21 protein-coding genes are annotated in these 22,069 nt (G+C 57.6%); 8 read left to right on the forward strand and 13 right to left on the reverse strand.

The features are described 5' to 3' along the window. Positions 1 to 65 precede the first annotated feature (65 nt). From Q0775_RS09140 to Q0775_RS09155, 4 genes are all read left to right on the forward strand, one after another. On the forward strand, positions 66 to 3,260 hold the full coding sequence (locus Q0775_RS09140; RefSeq protein WP_298859490.1) for an Ig-like domain-containing protein: 3,195 nt from the start codon (positions 66 to 68) through the stop codon (positions 3,258 to 3,260). A gap of 153 nt (positions 3,261 to 3,413) precedes the next feature. Then, positions 3,414 to 4,700, forward strand: a complete 1,287-nt coding sequence (locus tag Q0775_RS09145) for a TolC family protein (RefSeq protein ID WP_298859493.1) — start codon at positions 3,414 to 3,416, stop codon at positions 4,698 to 4,700. Next, positions 4,697 to 6,916 carry an ATP-binding cassette domain-containing protein gene (locus Q0775_RS09150; protein WP_298859495.1) on the forward strand — a complete coding sequence of 740 codons (2,220 nt, stop codon included), beginning with the start codon at positions 4,697 to 4,699 and terminating at the stop codon, positions 6,914 to 6,916. The genes Q0775_RS09145 and Q0775_RS09150 overlap by 4 nt, the downstream gene beginning before the upstream one ends. Then, complete coding sequence (locus Q0775_RS09155; RefSeq protein ID WP_298859497.1) at positions 6,913 to 8,091, forward strand: HlyD family efflux transporter periplasmic adaptor subunit; 1,179 nt, start codon at positions 6,913 to 6,915, stop codon at positions 8,089 to 8,091. The genes Q0775_RS09150 and Q0775_RS09155 overlap by 4 nt, the downstream gene beginning before the upstream one ends. Before the next feature lie 77 nt (positions 8,092 to 8,168). Here Q0775_RS09155 and dtd read toward each other — a convergent pair whose 3' ends face one another. The 11 genes from dtd to Q0775_RS09210 all read right to left on the reverse strand — a co-directional run bounded on the left by dtd (position 8,169) and on the right by Q0775_RS09210 (position 17,444). Continuing rightward, complete coding sequence (gene dtd / locus Q0775_RS09160; RefSeq protein WP_298859502.1) at positions 8,169 to 8,612, reverse strand: D-aminoacyl-tRNA deacylase; 444 nt, start codon at positions 8,610 to 8,612, stop codon at positions 8,169 to 8,171. Next, complete coding sequence (locus Q0775_RS09165; protein WP_298859504.1) at positions 8,609 to 9,286, reverse strand: nitroreductase; 678 nt, start codon at positions 9,284 to 9,286, stop codon at positions 8,609 to 8,611. Before Q0775_RS09165 ends, dtd begins: the two co-directional genes overlap by 4 nt. 45 nt (positions 9,287 to 9,331) lie before the next feature. Next, the gene (locus tag Q0775_RS09170; RefSeq protein ID WP_298860013.1) at positions 9,332 to 10,372 is read right to left on the reverse strand and encodes a primosomal protein N' (replication factor Y) - superfamily II helicase; all 1,041 of its coding nucleotides are present in this window, start codon (positions 10,370 to 10,372) and stop codon (positions 9,332 to 9,334) included. A 138-nt stretch (positions 10,373 to 10,510) separates the two neighbouring features. Further along, entirely contained in the window at positions 10,511 to 11,062 is a 552-nt protein-coding gene (locus Q0775_RS09175) for a cytochrome B (protein ID WP_298859506.1), read from the reverse strand. Positions 11,063 to 11,095: 33 nt separating this feature from the next. Continuing rightward, positions 11,096 to 11,494 carry a Rid family hydrolase gene (locus Q0775_RS09180; RefSeq protein ID WP_298859508.1) on the reverse strand — a complete coding sequence of 133 codons (399 nt, stop codon included), beginning with the start codon at positions 11,492 to 11,494 and terminating at the stop codon, positions 11,096 to 11,098. A gap of 7 nt (positions 11,495 to 11,501) precedes the next feature. Next, a complete protein-coding gene (locus tag Q0775_RS09185; protein ID WP_298859510.1) occupies positions 11,502 to 12,605 on the reverse strand; it encodes an SPFH domain-containing protein in 1,104 nt (367 codons plus the stop codon). 101 nt (positions 12,606 to 12,706) lie between these two features. Next, on the reverse strand, positions 12,707 to 13,351 hold the full coding sequence (locus Q0775_RS09190) for a hypothetical protein (protein ID WP_298859512.1): 645 nt from the start codon (positions 13,349 to 13,351) through the stop codon (positions 12,707 to 12,709). Next, a complete protein-coding gene (locus tag Q0775_RS09195; protein ID WP_298859514.1) occupies positions 13,348 to 14,328 on the reverse strand; it encodes a DUF2927 domain-containing protein in 981 nt (326 codons plus the stop codon). The genes Q0775_RS09190 and Q0775_RS09195 overlap by 4 nt, the downstream gene beginning before the upstream one ends. 2 nt (positions 14,329 to 14,330) lie before the next feature. Further along, entirely contained in the window at positions 14,331 to 15,527 is a 1,197-nt protein-coding gene (locus Q0775_RS09200; protein WP_298859516.1) for a toxic anion resistance protein, read from the reverse strand. A 42-nt stretch (positions 15,528 to 15,569) separates the two neighbouring features. Next, positions 15,570 to 16,454 (reverse strand): 5-bromo-4-chloroindolyl phosphate hydrolysis family protein, encoded by an 885-nt coding sequence (locus tag Q0775_RS09205; protein ID WP_298859518.1) that lies wholly within the window; start codon positions 16,452 to 16,454, stop codon positions 15,570 to 15,572. A 159-nt stretch (positions 16,455 to 16,613) separates the two neighbouring features. Continuing rightward, positions 16,614 to 17,444: a tellurium resistance protein TerC gene (locus Q0775_RS09210; RefSeq protein WP_298859520.1), complete on the reverse strand. Its 831-nt coding sequence runs from the start codon at positions 17,442 to 17,444 to the stop codon at positions 16,614 to 16,616. A gap of 144 nt (positions 17,445 to 17,588) precedes the next feature. Here Q0775_RS09210 and Q0775_RS09215 point away from each other — a divergent pair, with 144 nt between their 5' ends. Beyond that, on the forward strand, positions 17,589 to 17,741 hold the full coding sequence (locus tag Q0775_RS09215; protein ID WP_298859522.1) for a hypothetical protein: 153 nt from the start codon (positions 17,589 to 17,591) through the stop codon (positions 17,739 to 17,741). A gap of 5 nt (positions 17,742 to 17,746) precedes the next feature. Here the strand turns inward: Q0775_RS09215 and Q0775_RS09220 are convergent, their stop codons facing one another. Next, on the reverse strand, positions 17,747 to 18,820 hold the full coding sequence (locus tag Q0775_RS09220) for a pseudouridine synthase (RefSeq protein ID WP_298859524.1): 1,074 nt from the start codon (positions 18,818 to 18,820) through the stop codon (positions 17,747 to 17,749). Positions 18,821 to 18,882: 62 nt separating this feature from the next. On the opposite strand from Q0775_RS09220, the gene Q0775_RS09225 reads away from it, so the two are divergent. Further along, positions 18,883 to 19,338, forward strand: coding sequence for a nucleoside deaminase (locus Q0775_RS09225; RefSeq protein ID WP_298859526.1), 456 nt, complete (start codon positions 18,883 to 18,885; stop codon positions 19,336 to 19,338). 4 nt (positions 19,339 to 19,342) lie between these two features. On the opposite strand, the gene Q0775_RS09230 is transcribed toward Q0775_RS09225, so the two are convergent. Beyond that, entirely contained in the window at positions 19,343 to 20,041 is a 699-nt protein-coding gene (locus Q0775_RS09230) for a metal-dependent hydrolase (protein ID WP_298859528.1), read from the reverse strand. 163 nt (positions 20,042 to 20,204) lie between these two features. Between Q0775_RS09230 and gatC the strand changes: the two genes are divergently transcribed. Further along, the gene (gene gatC, locus Q0775_RS09235; protein ID WP_298859530.1) at positions 20,205 to 20,492 is read left to right on the forward strand and encodes an Asp-tRNA(Asn)/Glu-tRNA(Gln) amidotransferase subunit GatC; all 288 of its coding nucleotides are present in this window, start codon (positions 20,205 to 20,207) and stop codon (positions 20,490 to 20,492) included. Between the two features lie 79 nt (positions 20,493 to 20,571). Next, complete coding sequence (gene gatA / locus Q0775_RS09240) at positions 20,572 to 22,059, forward strand: Asp-tRNA(Asn)/Glu-tRNA(Gln) amidotransferase subunit GatA (protein ID WP_298859532.1); 1,488 nt, start codon at positions 20,572 to 20,574, stop codon at positions 22,057 to 22,059. Positions 22,060 to 22,069: the final 10 nt, after the last annotated feature.

The following is a 22,069-nucleotide window of genomic DNA, read 5'->3' on the forward strand; positions in this document are numbered from 1 at the left end:
TATAAAAATCATAATCAAGTGACCTGCAACAAAGTGGGCGCTTTCGAGGTAGAGTGAGTAATACAATGAAGACGATTGATTTCGTCGTCCGTGGAAGTGCGGGCGGTTTGCAGCGTGGCACAGTGTCAGCGGATGCATCTAACCAAACTATCGTGGCCGGAGCAGGCCAAGAGATTTCCATTAACGCGCGGCAGTCCGACTTTGCCAGCCAAGTACGCACAGGTGACCAGTTGGTCATCACGTTGAGCGACGGGCGCGTTATCACAATCGATAACTTCTTTAATGACAGCGGCGCAGCAAACCGCCTGTTCGTGTCATCCGACGGTTACCTTAACGAGGTAAGCTTTGTAGATGCGGGGCAGGGTAACTTGTATGCGCAATACGGTCCAACCGCAGAATGGGGCAAGTGGAGCCCGTCTGACGAGTTGATCTTCCTTGGCAACTCCGAAGTTGCTGGTGTGCCGCTCGCAGATGGCGACGGCGATGTATCTATGCTTGGCGCGGCCCTTCTGGGTGGTAGCGGCCTTTTAGGTACTGCCGGTATTGCTGCCGCGGGCGTTGGTGGTGCGGCGATCCTTGGTGGTCTTGCAGGTGGCGGAAGTGATGAACCAGCTGGTCCCGCTGCTCCTTTTGTAGACGATGGCGATGCGAATGTGGTCATCGGTGGCGATGGTGACGATAAGACAATTACGATCACAGGCGGCGGTGAGCCGGGTGACACCGTCGTTGTTCATGTGGGTGAAGAGTACGTTGAGACGGTCATTGACGAAGATGGCAAGTTCGAAGCTGTTTTTGAGGGTGATAACTTCCCCGAAGATGGCGTGTACGATTCAGAAGTCGTTGTGACAAACCCTGACGGTGTTGAAACGCCACTTGATGGTCCTTCTTTCGAAATTGATACGATTGCACCTGAAATCACATTCACCTCCGGCACCGAAGGTACTGGCGACTTCTTTAACGAAGCTGACTTTGCCGATGGCGTAACGCTGAATGGTACAGGCGAGGCGGGTGCTACACTTGAAGTCACCATCGCAGGTGTGACGCAGACAACTGTTGTATCCGAAGCAGGAACATGGACTGTTTCATGGGCCGCAGGGTCGCTTGAAGCTGGTGAATACACAGCAGAAATCACCGCGGTCACGACCGACAGCTTTGGCAACTCACGCAGCTATAGCGAGAACCTGATTGTGGATACCGTCACATCCGTGACTGTCGATACAGCGACTGTCGGTGGCGACGGTACAATCAACGGCGCGGAATATGACGGTGGCGTAAGCTTTACCGGTACAGCGCAGGCTGGTTCGTCTGTTGAAGTGACAATCGGCAGCGTCACCCAGACCGTGACAGCAACATCCGCTGGTACATGGAGCGCGGTATTCACTTCTGCACAGATGGCAGACGGCGAATACACTGGCACCGTGAGCGTTGTAGCGACTGACCCCTACGGCAATACAGCCAGCACATCGGGTACATTCGAAGTTGATACCTATGTGCGCGACTTCTCGATCACATCCACCACTGGCGGCGCCGATGGTGTAATCAACGCAGAAGAAGCAGGCCAGCCCCTCACAGTGACAGGCATGACCGAGGCAGGCTCGAGCGTGACTGTTGAACTGGGTGGCGCAACCACCACTGCGGTTGTCTCTTCCGATGGCAGTTGGACAGCAACATTTGCTGCCGGCAGCGTTGCAGCAGGCACATATACTGCAACAATGACAGCCACCGCCACTGATGCGGCAGGTAACGTAGATACAGCATCCACATCGGTTGTTGTTGATACAGATGCAGGCGTTCTGACCATCGACAGCACACCGGTTGAAGGTGATGATGTTGTGAACGAAGCCGAAGCCAGCGATGGCGTTATTCTCACAGGGACCGCCGATCCGGGCGCTGTGGTTACAGTCACCATGGAGGGTGTCAGCCACAACGTCGTTGCAAACGCCAGCGGCAACTGGGAAGCACTTTTCTCTGCCAATGATGTAGCAGCAGGCGTCTACACAGCTGAAATCACAGCAACAACAACCGATGCCGCAGGCAACAGCCGCTCTGCCACAGACAGTGTCGAAGTAGACACCCGTGTGGACAATTTGAGCGTAAATGCAAACGACATCGCGGTGGACAACATCATCAGCGCCGCCGAAGCAAACGGCAACGTCACCGTAACCGGGACCACCGAAGTCGGTTCCACCTCTGTTGTGGTCACGCTGGGCGGTCAAACAGCCTCCGCAGTGGTTGATGCAGCTGGAAACTGGTCTGCTGTCTTTAACGGCAGCGCATTGGCGACAGGTACGTACACTGCCGATGTAGACGTCACAGCGACAGACGCGGCAGGCAACTCACGCGCCATCGCTGCAACCGTTGATGTAGATACCGAAGTTGTTCCATTGGACATGACCAGCAACTCTGCTGGCTCCGATCAGGTTGTGAATGCTGCCGAAGCGGCTGCTGGCATCGATCTCGGTGGCACAGTCGAAGCAGGCTCCACCGTTCGTGTCACATTTGATGGCACAACCTATGACGCAAGCGTTGACGCAGCGGGTAACTGGTCTTTGACCGTACCAGCGGCTGACGTACGCGGCGGTGCTTATGCGGCCAACATCTCGGTCGAAGCGACAGACCATGTCGGCAATGTTGCCACTATCGAGGACACACTGTCCATCGACACAGATGCACCTGACGGTCCTGTTATTGCATCTTTCACCCGCGACGGTGACGGCATCCGGGGCATCTCCATCGAGACCGAGATGGTCGACGGCGCACCTACCACAGATGCTCAGACCCTTGTCCAAGTCCAATCAGACGGTACGATTGTGGACGTTGCAGGCCAGCAGGGCTTCAACTCTTTGCGCGTTGAAACAGACTTTGTTTTTGATAACGATGTGCCGAACGGTTCTCAGTTGATCGTGAATTCGACAGACGCGGCAGGCAACACGTCGGGTACCTTTCTGGTTCTTGATGATGAAGCAGCGACCAACTCTGTTGATCTTACAAACATGGCGCTGGGTGATTACCAGATCGAAAACCTCGATCTCGATTTTGCCGAAGCGGCCAGTGTTGTGATCGACGAAGCAAGCCTGCTTGCATTGTCCACCAATTCCAACACTCTGACGATCCACGGTTCGGGCGAGGACGAAGTGATCATTCAGGGCGGTGTTGCGCAGGGTACAACGGTTGGCGACGACGGTCAGACATACAATGTCTACTCGGTCGGTGCCGAGGGTACGCTGCTGGTTGATCAGGATATTCCTGTCACCATCTAAGCGGCTTACTACGATACAGAAAACGGGATGCGGCGGGGCCAAACCACCGCCGCACCCGACACCAAATAAAAATAAAAATAATAATATATATAAATATCGGCACGTTAAGGGCAGGATATGGGGCAGTGTAGGCTAAAGACAGCAGCGGTGTGCGTGAGTGCATTGTTGGTGACAGGATGTTTGTCGGATGTAGGTGGCAACGCGGGCGCAACAGATGTTGTCGCGATGCAAAGTACGGCGGGCAACACAGCCACGTCCAAACCCACACATTCCGAGAAAATCAATGCGCAAAGCGAGATTATTCAGGGTCTGATCGCCCGTCGTTCGGTGCTTCCATCGGGCAGTGCTTATGACCGCGTGGCCTCTGCCGTGTTGGCGGCGAACGCGCGCAGTGCCGAAAGCGAATTGCGCGCGGCACAGATGCGCTCGCGTGCTGCTTCCAAGAATTGGCTCCCACAGATTGGTCCGAACATCAGCTTGTCCTCGCTTGGCTCGCTTGTTGCGACTTTGGTGGTTGAGCAGGTGATCTATGACAATGGCCGCAAGAAGGGCGAGCGCGAATTTGCTGTGGCAGATGTCGAAGTTGCCGCTGTTGCATTGGCCACCGACACAAATAATCGCGTCCGCACTGGCCTTGATCTCTATATCAATGCTGTTGAAGCGCGTGAGAAACTTGAGCTTTCCAGCAAGAGCGCAAAAGACATCGGTCACTTTGAATGGGTGATGCAGCAGCGCGTTCAGGGCGGTGTCTCTGACAGCTCCGATCTGCACATTCTGCGCCAGAAGCTTCTCGAAATTCGTGCCAGCCAATCAGCCGCCGCCGAGACAGCCAGCACTGCGATTGCAGAACTGAACGCGATGTCCGTTGGTGATTTGGGATCGGTGCGGGGTACGTCGTCCATTCCAGTTCGCGCAGGGCTGGCCCAGCCGCTCAGCGTCACGCAATCCGAAGCCGAAAAAATCCGCGCCGTTGCCGCGGCAAAAGTGAACCGCGCCAACCAGCTTCCGGGCCTTAGTGCTGCGGGAACTGTGGGGCAGGGTGGCTCTGGTGGGCTGGTCATTAAGTCCGACGGCCTCTTGGGGTTGGGTACAGGCGATCGCCTGCGTGCCATTGAAGCGACCAAAGAGGCAGCAAGCCGCCGTGTGGCACAAGCTACCGAGGATGCAAACCGCCAGCTGCGCAAATTTGAAGGCCAGATTGCTTCCAAAGAACGTCAAGCGGCGGAAGCCGCAGCCCTTACCACACAGGCCAAGAAGAACCTCGATCTGTTTCAGGCCCAGTATGACGCAGGGCAGCGTCAGGTCATGGATGTGGTCGGCGTCTACGAGACATTCGCACGGCAGCAAGAAGCCGAAGTTACGTTGAAATATGAGGCGATCCGCTTGCGGGTGGCCATGGCCGAGCTTTTGGGCGTGTTGGCTGATGGATCTGAAATATGAGTAAACCCTTTACCCTTACAATCGTTAATGGCAATTCGGGCCGTCTGAAGCCTGCCGAAGTTGTCGAGATCCCGAAGGCAGACAACACCTCCACCTTTGAAGATCGCTTACGTGCGCGCGGTGCGTTGATCTCGACATACGCTAGCGTACTGGGCAGTGAGATTTCCCAAGGCGATCTGGCCGATGCTCTTGCCCGACGGCTCACCCCTGATGCGTCCGAGCAAGATGAGGCGCAGGTCATTACAACGCTGTTGCGCCGCAATGGCCTCACTGCCGAGATGGTGCGCAGCAAAAGCCTTGATGACCAGAAATTCCCCGCGCTCGTCTATATGACCTCAGGCCAGTTGTTGTTGGTGATGGGGCGTGAGCGCGAAGATTTGGTGGTCTATGACAAAACCTGCCCTGACAATCGTGCACAGGTGCCTGCCGCTGACTTTGTACCTTTCTTCTCTGGCCTTACGCTGCGTGCGACAATGCCGATTGAGAAGGTGGAGGAAGTTCATAAAACTGCCGAGAAACCAAAGCATTGGTTTTGGGGGCAGTTTTCTAAGTTCAAACGCCAGCTCGGCGAAGTGGCCCTCGGCTCTTTCGTGGCGAACCTTCTGGCTGTTGCTGTCGCGCTCTTCTCCTTGCAGGTCTACGACCGGGTGATCCCGCACCAATCGGAGGCGACCCTTTGGGTGCTGGCGGCGGGGGCTGTGTTGGCGCTCTTGATGGAAGCCTTCATCAAAATTGCCCGCGCACAGCTGATGGATGGCGCTGGTCGCCAGATTGAACTATCGGTTCAGGCCACTTTGATGCAGCGCATCCTTGGCATGCGCAGCGACAAGCGCCCACAAGCGCCGTCCGATCTGTTTTCCTCCATGCGCGAGTTCGGCTCTGTGCGGGAGTTCTTTACCGCCTCTACCATTGGTACGATTGCGGATATTCCGTTTATCTTCGTCTTCCTGTTCCTCGTCGCCTCGATTGCGGGCAATGTGGTTTGGGTGCTGGTGATTGGTGGCATCCTTATGGTTGTGCCGGGCTTCTTTATGCAAAAACGGATGATCCGCCTGACGCAAGAGACCCAAGGGGCCACGGCAAAATCATCGCGTCTGTTGCACGAGGCTATTTTTGAACTCGACACTGTGAAAACTCAGCGCGGCGAAGACCGTGTGCAGCGGTTGTGGTCCGAGTTGACCACGCTCTCTGCGGTGAAATCGAGCGAGCAGCGCAAGCTGGCCTCCGTTCTGACATTCTGGAGCCAAGGGGTTCAGCAGGGTACTTATGTGGCGGCTGTTATCATGGGCACCTATCTGGTGTTCGCGGGTCAGTTTACTGTCGGCTCCATCATTGCGGTCGGTATTCTGACCTCGCGCACGTTGGCACCGCTGACACAGCTTGCCGGTACCATGGCGCGTTGGGGCAATGTGAAATCTGCGCTGGATGGGTTGGAGTTGATTGCAGGGTCCGATCAGGACGCCGCAGAGGGCCGCACCTATATGCGCCGCGACCATCTTGCGGGGAACTTCGAGCTGCGCGATGTGACCTTCCGTTATATGGAAGAGGGCGCACCGACGCTTGATTTGCCGGGCATTAACATTCTGCCGGGTCAGCGCGTTGCGATCCTTGGGGCTAATGGCTCCGGCAAGTCGTCATTGCTGAAAGTGCTCAGCGGACTCTACGCGCCGACAACGGGGCGTGTGTTGATTGACGGGACGGAGATGACCCAGATCGAGCCGCGCGACCTGCGCCGCCTGATTGGATACCTTGGCCAAGACGTGCGCCTGTTTTCTGGCACCCTGCGCGATAACCTGAACCTGACGATGCTGGAGCGGGATGATGCGCGGCTGATGGCTTCTCTTGATTTTGCGGGCTTGGGCGAATTTGTGCGCAACCACCCCAAGGGGCTGGATTTGGAGATTATGGATGCAGGCGCGGGCCTGTCGATTGGTCAGCGCCAGTCCATCGGTTGGGCGCGGCTGTGGCTGCAAGACCCAAAAATTTGTTTGCTGGACGAGCCTACGGCGGCGCTGGATCAAAAGCTGGAGAGTGCGTTGGTTGCACGGTTGCAGACATGGATGGCCGGACGCACTGCGATCATCGCCACGCACCGTGCACCGATCCTCGCGCTGACCGGCCGAACGATCATTTTGCACAATGGTCGGATGAGCATTGATGGACCCAAGGACGAAGTCATGGCGCATCTCACCGCCATCAAAGGAGGCGCCGCATGAGCCCTGATTTGGACAGCCACATCGACAAACAAATGCGCGGCCCCTCTATGGTCGTCTGGCTAAGTGCGGCGACAGTAGTGGTGTTTATCGCCTGGGCCTTCTTTGCGTGGGTGGACGAGATTGTACGCGCCGAAGGGTCGATGATTAGCAGTTCTCGTCCGCAGATCATCCAGAACCTTGAGGGTGGTATTTTGGCCGATCTCAGAGTGGGGGAAGGAGATATCGTAGAAAAGGGCGACGTGTTGGCACGGTTGCATAACACGCAATTCCAATCTGCGGTGGATGATCTCCAAGACCAGATCAGCGGGTTCGAGATCCGCCGCCTGCGCCTTGAGGCGGAGATGGACGGGGCCTATGCCTTTGATGTACCGGCCGAGTGGGGCGCACGCACCCCGAACATTGTAGCGTCAGAAGCGGCTCTTTTGCAGGCCCGTCAGTCTGACTACGTTTCCTCGGTGGATGGGGCCAAGCAGGTTTTGGTCGAAGCGCAGCGCGAGCGTGATTTGATGAACGCGCTTTTGAAGAACAAGATTGTATCGCTCATTGAAGCGACCCGCGCGCGCAAGTCATTTGCCGATGCGAAGATCAAGTTTGACGAGATCGTGACAGGCACCGAGCTGGACCGTGCGCAGGAATATTCTGATGTGCTGAAAGAGCTATCGACCCTGCGCCAGAACCTCAAGGCGAGCACAGACCAGCTGGACCGCACTTTGCTGCGCAGCCCCATGCGCGGGATTGTAAACAATTTGCAAGTCACCACCATTGGTGGCGTTGTGCGCCCTGGTGAGGAGATATTACAGATCATACCACTCGATGAGGAACTGTTTGTTGAAGCGCGGGTGAAGCCAGAGGACATCGCGGGTGTGCGGCGCGGTCAAGCGGCAACAGTGAAGCTATCGGCCTATGACTATACGATTTATGGCACGTTAAAAGGTGAGGTAAAGCTGATCTCGGCGGATACGTTCAAGGACGACCGTGCCCGTGATCCTGACGGCGATCCCCACTATAAAGTGACGCTTGCGGTAGACACCGAGAACCTGACCGAGCGTCAGGTAGCGCTGGAAATCCGTCCGGGTATGCAGGCGAGTGTGGAGTTGCACACAGGTTCTAAAACCGTTTTGCAGTATCTGCTCAAGCCTTTGTACAAGTCAAAAGAAGCCTTCCGCGAACCGTGACCTGATGGAGCGCTGACGCGCAAGACATGTTTTAAGTTGTATAGGATGCGGACCGATGTGGTCCGCATTTTGCGGGTTTAGCTGTCTGTATCGAGCCAGAGGGTGACGGGGCCGTCATTGGTGAGGGCCACAGCCATATCCGCGCCAAAGCGACCGGATTGCACGGGGATGTTCAGATCATGCAGGGCGGTTTTGAATTGCAGGTACAGGGTTTCGGCCATGTCTGGCTTGGCCGCATAGGAGAAGCCGGGCCTTGTGCCGCGCGAGGTATCGGCGGCCAGCGTGAACTGGCTGACGACGAGGACGGCGCCGCCGGTTTGCGCAAGGCTCAGGTTCATTTTGCCGGCATTATCCTTGAAGAGCCTCAGTTTCGAGATTTTAAGGGCGAGCGCCTTGGCGGTGTCGAATGTGTCTTCGGGCATCGCGCAGACGAAGATCAGCAAGCCTGCGCCGATCTTTCCGATCACGTCGCCTTCGACCGTGACGCTGGCGTCAGTGACGCGTTGCAGGAGCGCCTTCATGTGTCGTGCCAGCGGATGATGTCTGTTGGGGTGGCCCGTTCGGTGCGGAAGCTGTTGGCGGGGGCGTCTTTGTCCGCGTAGCCGAGCGATATTGCGCAGAGGATCAGGCGGTCGTCGCTTATCCCCAAGTGCTCTTTGAGCAGGGGCGCATAGGCGGCGATCGCGGCTTGGGGGATCGTGGCCACCCCAAGCGCTGTTGCGGCCAGTGCGAAGGCGGTGACAAAGCCGCCTGTGTCCATTGCGCCGTAGGGACCAAGCTCGGCCGGGGAGTGGATGATTGCCACGTGCGGCGCGTCAAAGAAGGCGTAGTTGCGCATCATCTGTTGGGCGCGGCCTGCGCGATTTGATTTCTCGATGCCTACGGCGTCGTAGAGCTGGAAGCCGCAGGTCCGCCGCCGCTCGGCGTAGTCGCCAGTGTATTTGGAGGGCCATGCGAGGTCAGGGGTGGGCGGTGTGCCTGCGAGTACGGTCTGTTGGAGCTTGTTGCGCAAACGGTCAGTGGCGGCACCGCGTGTGATCTCTACCTGCCACGGTTGGGCGTTACACCATGAGGGCACGTGACGGGCAGTGTCTACGATGCGGGTCAGGTCGGCATCCGGGACAGAATTGGGCAAGAAGGCGCGGCAGGAGTAGCGGTCCTCAAGGATTTGGCTCAGTGTTTCGATGGCGGTCATGTCTTATCCGTTCTGCATTCAGGAATTTTGAGCATCGTTTTGCATTCAGGAATTTTGAGCATAGAGGTAGCCGATGATTGCGGCGAGGATCAGCCCTAAAATCACGGCGAAAGTGATCTTGATCGCGGAGTATGGGCGCTCCCCTTGTACCCGTCCCGTGCGGCCATTCACGACAAAGCGGTAGGTTTTTCCGCGGTATTTATAGGCGGCGAGCCAGACGGGCAGCAGGATATGCTTGAAGGTCATATCGCTCAGATTGGTATCGACTGAATGGATGCGCTGGCGGTCCCCGCCGATGTCGAATTTGATGTCGCGGCGGATCATGGCGTCCATTTTGGCGCGGGCCTCGTCAAAGCCTTCGTCGAGGGCTACGGTGTAGCCTTCGGCGCGAAAGCCTGCGAGATATTCGGGGGCGTAGGGCTCTAGGGCGGCCAGGTCCCACGGCTCTAGTGCGTCGGTGAAGCGTTTGGGCAGGGAGCGGGAGCCAAGGACCAGCACATCGTCGAAGAAGCGTGCGACGCGGCCAGAGGTGCCACGCCAGCGAACTTTTGCGACGCGGACCTGTTGGCGTTTGCCGTCGCGCATAACGGTGCGTGTCTCGTAATAGACGGTGCCGCGCTCACCTGTATAGCGGGTGTCGGATTGTGCGTCATAGGTCCAGTACGGGACATAGATGCCGTCCATCTGGCGACCTTTACGTGCGTAAGCTTGCAGACCATTAGGGGCGAACCACAAGCCGCCGAGCCAGTCTTTCATCGCATCGCGGGCAGTTTCTTCGGCAAGGGCGAAGGGCAGAACGGCGCGGGGTTTGATGTGGCGGTGGGTGCCGGTGTCCACCACGATGGGCGTAGCGCAAAAGGGGCATTCCGCTGCTTGTGTGGTGCTGTCGAACTCGACCTGCGCTGCGCAATTGGGGCATTGGCTAACGCGGGTTATTTCCATCTCGGCGGTGTCAAGAGTTTGGGCGAGGCCGCGTTGCAGGTCTAGTTCTGCGATAGCGCGAGATTTGGTCCAGACACTGCCGATCGGCTCTACATGGCCGCAGTGGTCGCATTTCAGATCCGCGCTGCTTGGGTCATAGCGCATATCGCTGCCGCAGGTGTCACAGGGGAATCTGTGCTCTTGCTCAACGGTGGTGGATTGGAAATCGGACAAGGGCGGGCCTTTAGCGCTGGAGGGGTCGGGCGTAACATTCAGCTTAGCGGCGGGAGGGTCAAGGGGCGGTTACAAAAAGCGGTGTAAGGCCTTGGGCGCCATGATGCGCAGAGCGTTGTCGCGGAGTTTGAAATGCCGCCAAATATGAAAGGCCGCATGGCCGACAATCACCACCCCGAGCAAGTAGAACTGATAGATGTGTAGGGTGCCGATAATCTCGTTTGCTTCGCGCCATCCCATGGGGGGTGCAAAAGGCAGCCAAAGCCCCGCCTTGAGTTGTACCATCGAAGTCAGGCCCAGCAGAAAACCACCAAGTGCCACGAGAAACAGCCCCCAGATGATCACCAAATGCAGGGGGCGGTGAATGGCCCGCGCCCAGCCTTGCAGCTTTGGACCGGGTCGCGATGCAAGGCCGCGGCGCATGACATCGGCGGTCCAAAGCAGACAGATCGAGACGAATACCAGTGCGAGATTGGAGTGGATTGCGAACCACGGCGCACCCATGGGAACCACCATATCAGGCGTCACCAGCATGAACCAGATGAACAGAGGGATCATCAGGCCATGGGTCCACTTCAGGACGGTGCGGCGGTGCGGTTTGTATCGTGCGAAACGTCTCATATAAGCCAAGAAGTGGCGCAGCGAGGCGTGGTTTCAAGCTGTCGCTGGAACGTGAGCAACGAGGCGCAACTCGATCAGCGCACCGGGCCTGCGCAACCCTGCGACTTCAACAGCCGTCCATGCAGGCAGCGGCACGCCCAATATCTCGCGCAGGATGGTATCGACCTGATCGAAATGGGTTTGTAGTCCGATATGGAAGCTTGTGGCTTCTACGACACTTTGCGCTGTGGCGTCTGCTGCTTCCAAAATGGTGATCGCCTTGGTCAAAGCGTTCCGAGTCTGCGCCTCAATCCCCTCGGGCATTACGCCTTTGGCATCGCTGCCCGTGGCCCCCGTAAGAAACAGCAGATCACCGGCACGCACAGCGGGGGAAAACCCGCTGGCGGCGACAGCCTGTGCCAGAGCCTCAGGAAAGACGACGTTGCGGGTCATGCCGCAGTTAGGCTTCGGGGGGTGGGGGTGGTAAAACAGTAAAGAGCTGTGCCAACTCCATCACATCCTCAGCCAGCTTCCAGCCGTCCTGACCCGCCGTCCAGACGTAGGTCTCCCGCGTGAGGGCTCCATCGGTTGCCATACGGCCCATCGCAGCTTTGGAGAAGGGGCCGGTCGTCTTGCCGCTTTCGGCAATGTGCCAGACGTGCTCAACTGGCGGCGGCGGGGGAGCGACACGTGCAGCGGGCTGGGCTACACCCCACGGTCCACCTGCTGCTGCTTGTGCGCCGATCTGCATACCAATTCCTGCGCCAAGACCTGCTTGGATCGTCGCAGCACCAGCACCATCTTTGCCAAGCGCCTCGGCGGCCTGAAATTGCATGTATTCATTGAGGTTGCCGATTACGCCCATAGACGAGCGCTTGTCGAGCACATCTTCAACCGCAGGCGGGAGCGATATATTTTCAACGTAAAGCTCTGGCAGGGCGAGACCATATTCGGCAAGTTGTGCGGCAATCTCTCCACCGATGAGTTTGCCCAACTCACGACTGTTGGCGGCCATGTCGAGCACAGGAATTTGTGCACGTGCGATGGTGCGGCTGAACTCTTGCACAATGATGTTGCGGATCTGATAGCTGATCTCGTCCATCGTGAACTCACCATCGGTGCCGACGATTTCGCGCAAGAAAAGGGCGGGGTCGATGACGCGGACGGAGTAGGTGCCGAAGGCGCGCAGACGCACGGGGCCAAACTCGGGGTCGCGCACGATGACGGGGTTCTTGGTGCCCCACTTGAGATCGTTGAAGCGCGTGGTGTTGACGAAATAAACCTCAGACTTGAACGGAGATTTAAAGCCGTGGTCCCAATGTTGCAGGGTCGTCATCACGGGCATGTTGTTGGTCTCAAGCATATAGAGACCGGGGGTGAAGACATCGGCCAACTGGCCTTCATGGATGAAGACTGCCGCCTGTCCCTCACGTACCGTGAGCTTGGCACCATATTTGATCTCGTGTCCCTCACGCTCAAAACGCCAGACCATCGTGTCGCGGGTGTCGTCGGTCCAATGGATAACGTCGATGAATTGGCCGGAGAGGAAATCGAAAATGCCCATGGAATGTCCTTTAGGGTTGTTTGGGAGTAATCTAATCGCAGCAAAGCTGGTTATCAAGAAACAGCTGGCTTGGCGTTAGATCTGCCAGTGCTACAATCGCGTCACGCCGCGCATGTCGGAGGAACGAGTGAAGAGTCGGCGGTTCGGTTAAAGGTAATGACTACAGACACAGTCGCGTCCGCGCCATCGAACAATGCAACAACAGAAAAGCCGCCATCACCACCTGTGAAAAATCCGGGGAATTCGACCCCATCAGGCAGATGGAAGATCGTGAGATCGTTGCGGCCGTCCTCGCTTTGATCGGACAAAAGCCCGTCATAGAGGCTCCATCCTTCGGGGAGTGTGGCAAGATAGGCTTTGATGCTTTGCTGAACCTTGGCCGTTGTAAACGCTCCCATTCCACCATCGACACCCAACAACCCTACCGACCTACTACAGACCGGGGTGTTGTCCGAGAAGGTGACAAAGGCGGCCATCGGCTCATGGTAGGGCGGACCTGTCAGGAGCATCTGAGCCTGTGCCGCTTTGTCGGGGATCGTTATCCAGCTGCTGTTGTAACTTTCAGGAAAGACAACGGGGTCCACAACCTGAAGTTCAGAGCCTGCGGGTGTCCAGTCAAATACGTTGGACAGTGTGCTGCCTTCGGGGGCGCGTGCGAGGATGTATTCGGGTGTGGTGACGCCTGCGGTTGCAGCGGCTGGCAACAGGGCGGCGATAGCGCCGACCAATTTGGATATCAGCCTCATACAGGTCCACCACCTGCCAGCTCTGCTGCGATTTTTTGCACCGTGGGCCGCGCCTGATCTGCTGTCATGCCTACCTTGAGCCGTGGGTCGTAGAGCATCTGTAACAACAACTCGTCGTGGCGGGTGAGCAGCGCAAACTCGTCGTCATCGTTAAATATCGAAGGACGTGCAGCTGGACTGTCATTTGCAAGGCCCAAGCCTTGGGCCAGTTCTTCATGGATGCACGATAGGCGTAGCAAGCTGGGGTTCTCGGCGCGGATCACGGCAAGAGCGGCCGTATACGTATTAGCACCCGACCCAGCGGCATAGGCAGCCACCACGCAATAAGTGTCGCTGCGCAAGTTGTTCAAAGGTGCAAGGCTTGAGGCTGAAATACCGGAAATACGGGCGGCTGCTTGTGACAGTGCTTCTCCGCGATCATCCTCGCCCGCGATCACAACAATGAAATTGGCCTGCTTATTCATGTTTACAGGATGGTTTGTTACGCGGCCCAGACGGGCGGCATAACTGCGCACACTGGCCGTATCGCTTTTGCGTTGCGAGGGGGGGACTGCGTCGCCAAAAATAACGTCCATCCGCACTGGAGCCGCCCAGCGGCGCAGCGGACTTGGCCCTCCGCGGCCCGAAAACGTGCTGTTATACTCGTTGAAAAAGGCAATCTGCTCAAAATTGCGGGCAAGCATGGTATTGGTGAATGGGGTGTCAGAGCCACCGCCATCGCGCCGTAACAATCCTTGGCTCAATTGTGCGCCCTGCACTTGATTGAGGTAGCTGCGCAACTGCGCACTGGCCTCCGAAGTCGGCTTGGCCACTTTTGGCGGCTTGGCAGTAGGTTTGGGCGGAATGTTAGGACGCGCCAACGGCTTTAGGACGGGCTGCACAGGCGTTTGCAGCTCTGCGCAAGCGGCAAGGCTTAGGGCCAGCAGCCCCAGACCTGCCCACTTTGTAGTCCCATTTATGACGCGTCCAATTTTCATGCTTAGCTTGGGACCGCGCCGCCAGCTGTATCGCCCAGACCTGTCTTTTTGGATTTTGCAGCAGCAAGCGTATCGCGCAGCTTGGCTTCCATTTCCTTGAGTTCCACCTCGGCGGCGGCGCGTTTGGCTTTGCCTGCATCTGCGATTTGCAGGCTTTCTTCGATGGTCCCGATGAGGTCAGCATTGGCCGCTTTGACCGCTTCGATGTCGAAGACGCCGCGCTCCATTTCCTCGCGGATGATCTTGTTGCTCGACCGCAGGTTTTTGGCGTTGGAAGTCAGCAGCTCGTTGGTCAGATCGTTGGCTTCGCGTACGGCGGCAGCTGCCTCGGCAGAGCGCTGAATTGTGACCGCTTGGGCCAGTTGTGTCTCCCAGAGGGGGACAGTGTTGACGAGGGTCGAGTTGATCTTGGTCACAAGGCTCTTGTCGTTTTCCTGCACCAGACGGATAGAAGGCAGGGATTGCATCGTTACCTGACGGGTGAGTTTGAGGTCGTGCACACGGCGTTCCAGATCATCGCGGGCAGAGCGCATATCGCGCAGCTCTTGGGCGACCATGACCTGATCGTTCTCGGCGGCGGCCTGCACCTCGGCTTCTTTAGCAGGGATCACCGTCGCGTCCAGCTCGGCAACCTTCGCTTCACCAGCGGCGATATAAAGCGCCAACTCGTCGTAGAATTGCAAGGTCTTCTCATAGAGCATGTCGAGGGATTTAATGTCTTTGAGCAGCGTATGCTCATGGCTCAACAAATTGTCGGTGATCTTGTCAATCTGGCCTTGGACTTTCTCGAACTTGGCTGTGAATTTGGCGAAGGGGGCCGCACGGCCGATGAGTTTCTCCCACCAGCTGCGGTCGCGGCGCACGTCCAGTTCGGAGACGGAAAAGCCTCGAATGGTGGTGACGATCCCGCGCAAACTGTCGCCTGCGGGGCCAACGTCTTTGTTACGCACGTCTTGCAGCATCGCTTGGGAGATTTCCTGTAACTCGGCCTGCGCGGCTGAGCCGAAGCTGATGATCGACTGCGTATCGCTCATGTCCAGCTCATCCATACGTGCGCGAATTTCGGCACCGACAGGCGCATCCGCTTGCTCAAGCGTGACAACGGCATTTGCATCCGCAGGCTCGGGCAGGACCACGGCGGTCACTTCCTCGACCATGGCAAGGGCTTGAGTGGCTTTTTCGCGGGTGGCTTCAGACATGTATCATTCCTTCGTTAATAGGGTGTAGCGCGGGATCAGGGATCACTTCAAACGCACACCTTCACGCGACAGCCGCTCACGCAGCACGTCAATTTCAATGGTGAGATCGCTGCGGTCTTCGAGCAGCGATTTGCGGTTACGGGCGGCGAAATTTTGCTCAAGATCATCAAGTAGCGCAAGATAATCGGTGCGGGCCTTTGCGTCGCGGGTGCGCGAATAGATGTCGGCGAATTTCGCAGTCGCATCCCGCGCTCCCTGTAGATAGACGCCCAGATACTTTCGCGCTGCAGTCAAATCGCGGGGGTCTTCCTCAACGGTGCGAATAAGGTCGCGCGCGGTTTCGCTGAAGTCTTCCAAACGCGCGGTGGCCTGACGATCACCTGCGCGGTTAATTGTTTCGCGCATGGTCACAAGGTGCTTTTCCGCCTCATCCACGACGCGGGCAACGCGGTCCTGCTGGAAGGTGTCGATGCCATCCATACCTTTGTTTTTAAGCGGGTCGATGCCGAAGGCAGCGATATAAAGCCCCGTTGCAATGATGCCGTACAGCACAGGCGAGACGATATCAAAGCTGTCGAGATGTGCCATGACCGCAAGCGCGGTGCCGACACCGCCAAATGCAGCAGCAATCATTTTACGCGGCAGAGCAGGGCGCCGCGCCACTTTGCGTGCGTTATAGGCTGCCTCGGCACGCAATCCGCCGCGCACCAACCATGCGGCCATCGTTAGCGACAAAGCTCCGAGCAACGCAAAAAGAAGGCTGGCCGCCCCGTCATTAAAACTGGTCGCAACAAGAGGGATCGCAGGGATGAACAGAATATTTGCCCGTCCCCCAACGGGATCGACCTCAATGCGCCGTGGCGTTTTGCCAGTGGCCTCATCCGTTGTCCCATCAGGGCTGTATTTCCCGCCAAACCGCTTTGCCATGCTCAAAGCCCTCCGAGCCAGCCGGAGCTGACGCCGAACAGCAGCACGATCAATGCGATATACGCAGCCTTTTGAAGCGGTTTCGGTCCCATCGGTCCCCCAGTTGTGACGTGTCACACGCCACTCTTTACCTATCATAAGCAGTGGCGTGCTAGGTTTCTAGTGGCCTATGCCACCACTTTGGCCTGTGCGGCGGGCCGCGTTGAGTTTGCGGGTATAGCCCGATTGGATCACCTCGACGGCGACCAGCACCAAGACGCTGAAATAGAATGTGGTTTTGGACATAGGGATGACTTCGTAGCCAAAGAAGCGCAGCGCCATTTCGGGATCATGCATCGCGTGGGCCGCAGCCTGACCTGCTTCGCCCAGCAGGACAACCCCGACGATGAGCAGGATAAACAGGCCTAGAACCTCATACATGCGGTTGGCTTCGAGAAACTGTGTGACCCGCTCGGCCAGCAGCAGCATGGCAAGGCCGGACAACAAAATTGCAAAGGCGAGGATCGGGAAGACATCGGTGATTGCCAGCGCGGAGAGCACGGAATCAAACGAAAAGATCAGGTTCATCAGCACGATCAGGCCCACAACTTTGGCTGCCGACTTGCCCGACTTACCCTCTACATCGGTGCCCAGATTTTCAACGGAGAGCATGTGGCCGATCTCCTTCACTGCCGTGTACATGATGAAAATACCACCGATGATGAACACAAGTGTGGCAAAGTTCACGGCGCCTGTCAGCACACCTTCCCAATTCAGGATAAAGAACGGCTCGGCCATGGCATCAATTGCTTTGATCATCACAAAGAGCAGAACGACCCGCAGCGCCACGGCGAGGATGATGCCCCATTTGCGCACCGCTGCTTGTTGGGCCACGGGAGCGCGCTGGCTCTCGATGGAGATATAAAGCAGGTTGTCGAAGCCCAGTACCGCCTGCAAGAAGCAGAGCATAATGAGGTTTCCTAGATTTTCGATTGTCAGCAGATCGGCCATGGTCGTTCCTTAATGTGTTTTCGCCGTCAGTCTTAGCGCAGCGCGGGTCTATTGTGAATTGAGCGGCAGGGGGAAAGCGGGAGATAAATGTCCCTGCAAGGCAGTTGAAATAAATTGTTTTAGCTTGTCAGAGATTTTGAGTTCATGGACCAACCAAAAATGCAGCAAAGACATTTGATACACATCCCCAAACCCAAGCGCGTCGCCAGTGCGCGGTTCCGCCAGCGCAGGCGTTTTCGCATTACATTGGCCGCAGTTGGTGCTGTCTTGACGGCAAACGCCCTGATGCGCGGCTAGAATTCTTAACGGCCGCGCTGCCCTTTAGGTGCGCTTTTCGTGCCTCCTGCGGGCTTTGGCTTTCCAGAGCTGAAGACCTTGCCGCCTGTGCCAAATTTACTTGAACCGGGTGCTTTGCCTCCACCGCCTGCGCGTTTTGCCGCATCACGCGCTGCTTTGTCTGGGCGGAATGTCTTGATCGGTTTGCCGCGTGGGACGTAATTATCTTCGTCGTCATTGCGGGCGCGGGGCAGGCCGGGTTGACCGGGACCGCCAAATTCACCCTTATGCGGCACGCGCCGCTTGAACCCGCGTTTGACTTGGGTTGGTGCTTCGGGGGCTGCGCCCAACAGATCGTCGGCATCAGGGCCAAGCTGGTCGCGCAACACTTTGCGGCGCACTTCTTCTACGGCGCCTTGCGCCAATTCACCGATCTGAAACGGGCCGTAGCTCACACGGATCAGGCGGTTTACCGTCATTCCGATCACTTCCATGGCGCGGCGGATTTCGCGGTTCTTCCCCTCGCGCAGACCTACAGTGAGCCACGCGTTAGCCCCTTTTTGGCGGTCGAGCACCACTTCCATTGGTTGGAAAGGTTGGCCTTCAGCGATGATTCCCTTGCGTAGCGGCTCCAACTCTTCGTCGGTGGGGCGTCCGTTGACGCGCACGCGGTAGCGCCGCAGCCAGCCTGTGGAGGGCAGCTCCAGCCGACGCTTTACACCACCGTCATTGGTGAGCAGCAACAAGCCTTCTGAATTGAGGTCGAGGCGTCCGATGCTCATCACCCGCGGCATATCTGCGGGCAGGGCATCATAGATCGTCTCGCGACCTTTTTCGTCACTGTCGGTTGTCACAAGGCCGCGCGGCTTGTGGTAAAGCCATAGGCGCGCTGGTTCCGCCGCACCCACAGGCTTGCCGTCTACCACGATGCGGTCTTCGGCTGTCACATTGAGCGCGGGTGAGTCTATTACTTTGCCGTTCACACTGACGCGGCCTGCCTCGATCATCCGTTCGGCTTCACGCCTGCTGGCGATGCCTGCACGGGAGAGGGTCTTTGCGATGCGGTCGCCGCTTGGCGTATCTGATGTGCTGTCATTCATGGCATTGCCATAGCGCAACCGCCCCCCTTGCGAAAGGACGTGTTTTGCCGCCATCAAGGGAAATGGATTTCAAATCTCATATGGAAGCGGCCCTTTCGGAGGCCCGCGCTGCCGCGAAACGCGGTGAAGTGCCTGTTGGCGCAGTTGTGGTCTCGCCGGCCGGAGACGTTATCGGAAGCGCGGGAAACCGCACCCGCGCTGAAAATGATCCCACTGCCCACGCTGAAATGCTCGCGATTCGCGCTGCATGTGCGCATTTGGGATCAGAGCGGCTCATTGGTTGTGCGCTTTATGTAACGCTAGAGCCGTGCCCGATGTGCGCAGGTGCCATTTCGGCAGCGCGGATCGACCGACTTTATTATGGGGCATCAGATCCGAAGTCTGGCGGGGTCGCACAAGGCGCACGGGTGTTTGCGCATCCGCAGTGCCACCACGTGCCCGACGTGTTTGACGGTATTGCGGAGCAGGCTGCCGCCGCGTTGCTGCGTGATTTCTTCGCAGCAAAACGCGGCGGCTGATTAGCTAAAGCGTGATTGCCGTCATGACCTGCGGCTCCAGAACGGAGGTGCCAGGCAGGACGCCGTTGATCAGCGCTTCGGCAGATTGCTCAAGGATAGGCATCGTCCGGTAGTGGCATGGAATAACGACATTGAAATTGAAATAGGTCCGTGCCGCATAGGCCGCCATTTCCATGTCCATGGTATAGTGACCGCCCGCCGACAGGATGCCGATATCGGGTTTATAATAATCGCCGATCCACGCCATATCCGCCATCAGCCCCGTGTCGCCAGAGATATAGATGCAACGGTTCTCGCCACGCACAATAAAGCCTGACTCAGTTCCCATGTATTGTCGCACGCCGTCCACGTCAGCCGCAGAGGAATGCGAGGCGGGCACCATGCTGGCGCTGACCTTATCGCCCAGTGGAATCGTGCCGCCCATATTGAATGGTGACCCTTCAACCGCGCCCTGAGTGTGCAGATGCATCGCCAGTTCGTACATGCCAGACAGGGGCGCACCAGTTTCTTTGGAGATCTGCACAACATCGGCTATGTGATCAAAATGCGCATGGGTGACGAGGATTTGTGTGGCCCCTTCAACTGCTGCGGCGTGTTGGTCTTCGGGCAGCATCGGATTGCCGGTCAGCCACGGGTCCACCAGAATAACCTGATCCTCTATCTCGATGCGGAACGATCCATGCCCAAGCCAGATGATGTTCATTTGTGCGTCTCCTGCTGATTGTTTGGGCATACATTAGCGTCCCCCGCGGCGATAGCGAGAGGGTGCGCAAAATTTCGGCAATGCACGACCGATCGATCCTGCCAGTCACTTGCTTGCGCTGCGCGGGAGCGGTAGAGGACGGGTAAGCAGATGGGGATTGAATATGTCGATTGATGAAAGCACCGCCGCGCGTGTCGCAAAACTGGCCCGCATCAAGGTAGAGCCCGAGGCTCTTCCTGCACTGGCGCAGGAGTTTAACACCATCCTCGGCTTCATCGAGCAGTTGAGCGAAGTGGATGTCGAGGGCGTTGAGCCGATGACATCTGTGACGCCGCAGAGCATCAAGCGTCGCGCGGATGTGGTTGCCGATGGCGACATGCAGGAGGCGATTCTGAAAAATGCGCCCGATGCGCGTGAAGGGTTCTTTGCTGTGCCTAAGGTGGTTGAGTGAGCGGCGTCTTGGAAATGCCCCGGGGGAGCGTTTCAGCCGTAAACGGGCGGAGCCCGACTGATTTGAAGGGAAATTCGCGATGAGCGACCTAAATAGACTGGGCTTGGCCCAAGCGCGTGATCTGCTCCGTAAGGGTGAGACAACATCGAAAGAGCTGACCGAGGCCTGCCTCAAGGCTATTGAGGGGGCAGGGGCGCTGAATGCCTTTGTGCACCAGACGCCCGAGATCGCACTGGAGCGTGCCGCCGCTGCCGACAACCGTATCAAAGCAGGCGATGCGCATGCGATGTGTGGCCTGCCTATCGGCATCAAGGATTTGTTCTGCACCAAGGGTGTGCCGTCCCAAGCGGCGTCGCGCATCCTTGAGGGGTTCAAGCCAGAATACGAATCAACGGTGAGCCAGAACCTTCAGGACGCTGGTGCGGTAATGTTGGGTAAGCTCAACATGGACGAATTCGCTATGGGCTCTTCGAACGAGACATCTGTTTACGGCAACGCGGTGAACCCGTGGCGCCGTGAAGGGTCTGATGCACCGCTTACGCCTGGTGGGTCTTCTGGTGGCTCGGCTGCTGCGGTGGCTGCTGATCTGTGCCTTGCCGCAACGGGGACGGATACGGGCGGCTCCATCCGCCAGCCTGCGGCACTGACGGGGACTGTGGGCATCAAGCCGACCTATGGCCGTTGTTCGCGCTGGGGTGTGGTGGCTTTCGCTTCCTCACTGGACCAAGCAGGCCCGATGACCAAGAACGTACGCGACGCGGCGATCATGCTGGAAGCCATGTGTAGCTATGACCCCAAGGACAGCACCTCTGCCGAATTGGTTGTGCCGAATTTCGAGGCGGCGCTGACAGGCGACGTGCGTGGCAAGAAGATCGGTATACCGAAGGAGTACCGAATGGACGGTATGCCAGCCGAGATTGATGCGCTGTGGCAGGACGGCATTGCGATGATGAAGGATGCGGGCGCAGAGATTGTTGATATTTCCCTGCCGCATACGAAATATGCGCTGCCCGCCTACTATGTGATTGCGCCTGCGGAGGCATCGTCAAACCTCGCGCGCTATGACGGTGTGCGCTACGGCCACCGCGCCAAGCTGGATGCAGGCGATGGCATCACCGAGATGTACGAGAAGACCCGCGCCGAAGGCTTTGGGCCAGAGGTTCAGCGCCGTGTGATGGTCGGGACATATGTCCTGTCAGCGGGATTCTATGACGCCTACTACAACCGTGCGCGCCGTGTGCGGACGTTGATCAAGAAAGACTTTGATGATGCATTTGCCGCCGGAATTGATTGCATCCTGACACCTGCCACGCCTTCCGCAGCTTTTGGTCTTGGCGAGATGACGGATGCGGACCCGATCAAGATGTATCTGAATGACATCTTTACCGTGACGGTGAATCTCGCGGGATTGCCCGGAATTACGGTTCCGACGGGTGTGGACGCACAGGGATTGCCCTTGGGTTTGCAACTGATCGGGCGTCCATGGGAAGAGGCCGATCTGCTGTCTTCCGCCTACGCGCTTGAGCAGGCGGCAGGCTTTGTAGCCAAACCGCATAAATGGTGGTAAACGGCGCTCT

The sequence above is a fragment of the uncultured Sulfitobacter sp. genome (genome assembly GCF_947499945.1).
Classification (GTDB): Bacteria; Pseudomonadota; Alphaproteobacteria; order Rhodobacterales; family Rhodobacteraceae; genus Sulfitobacter.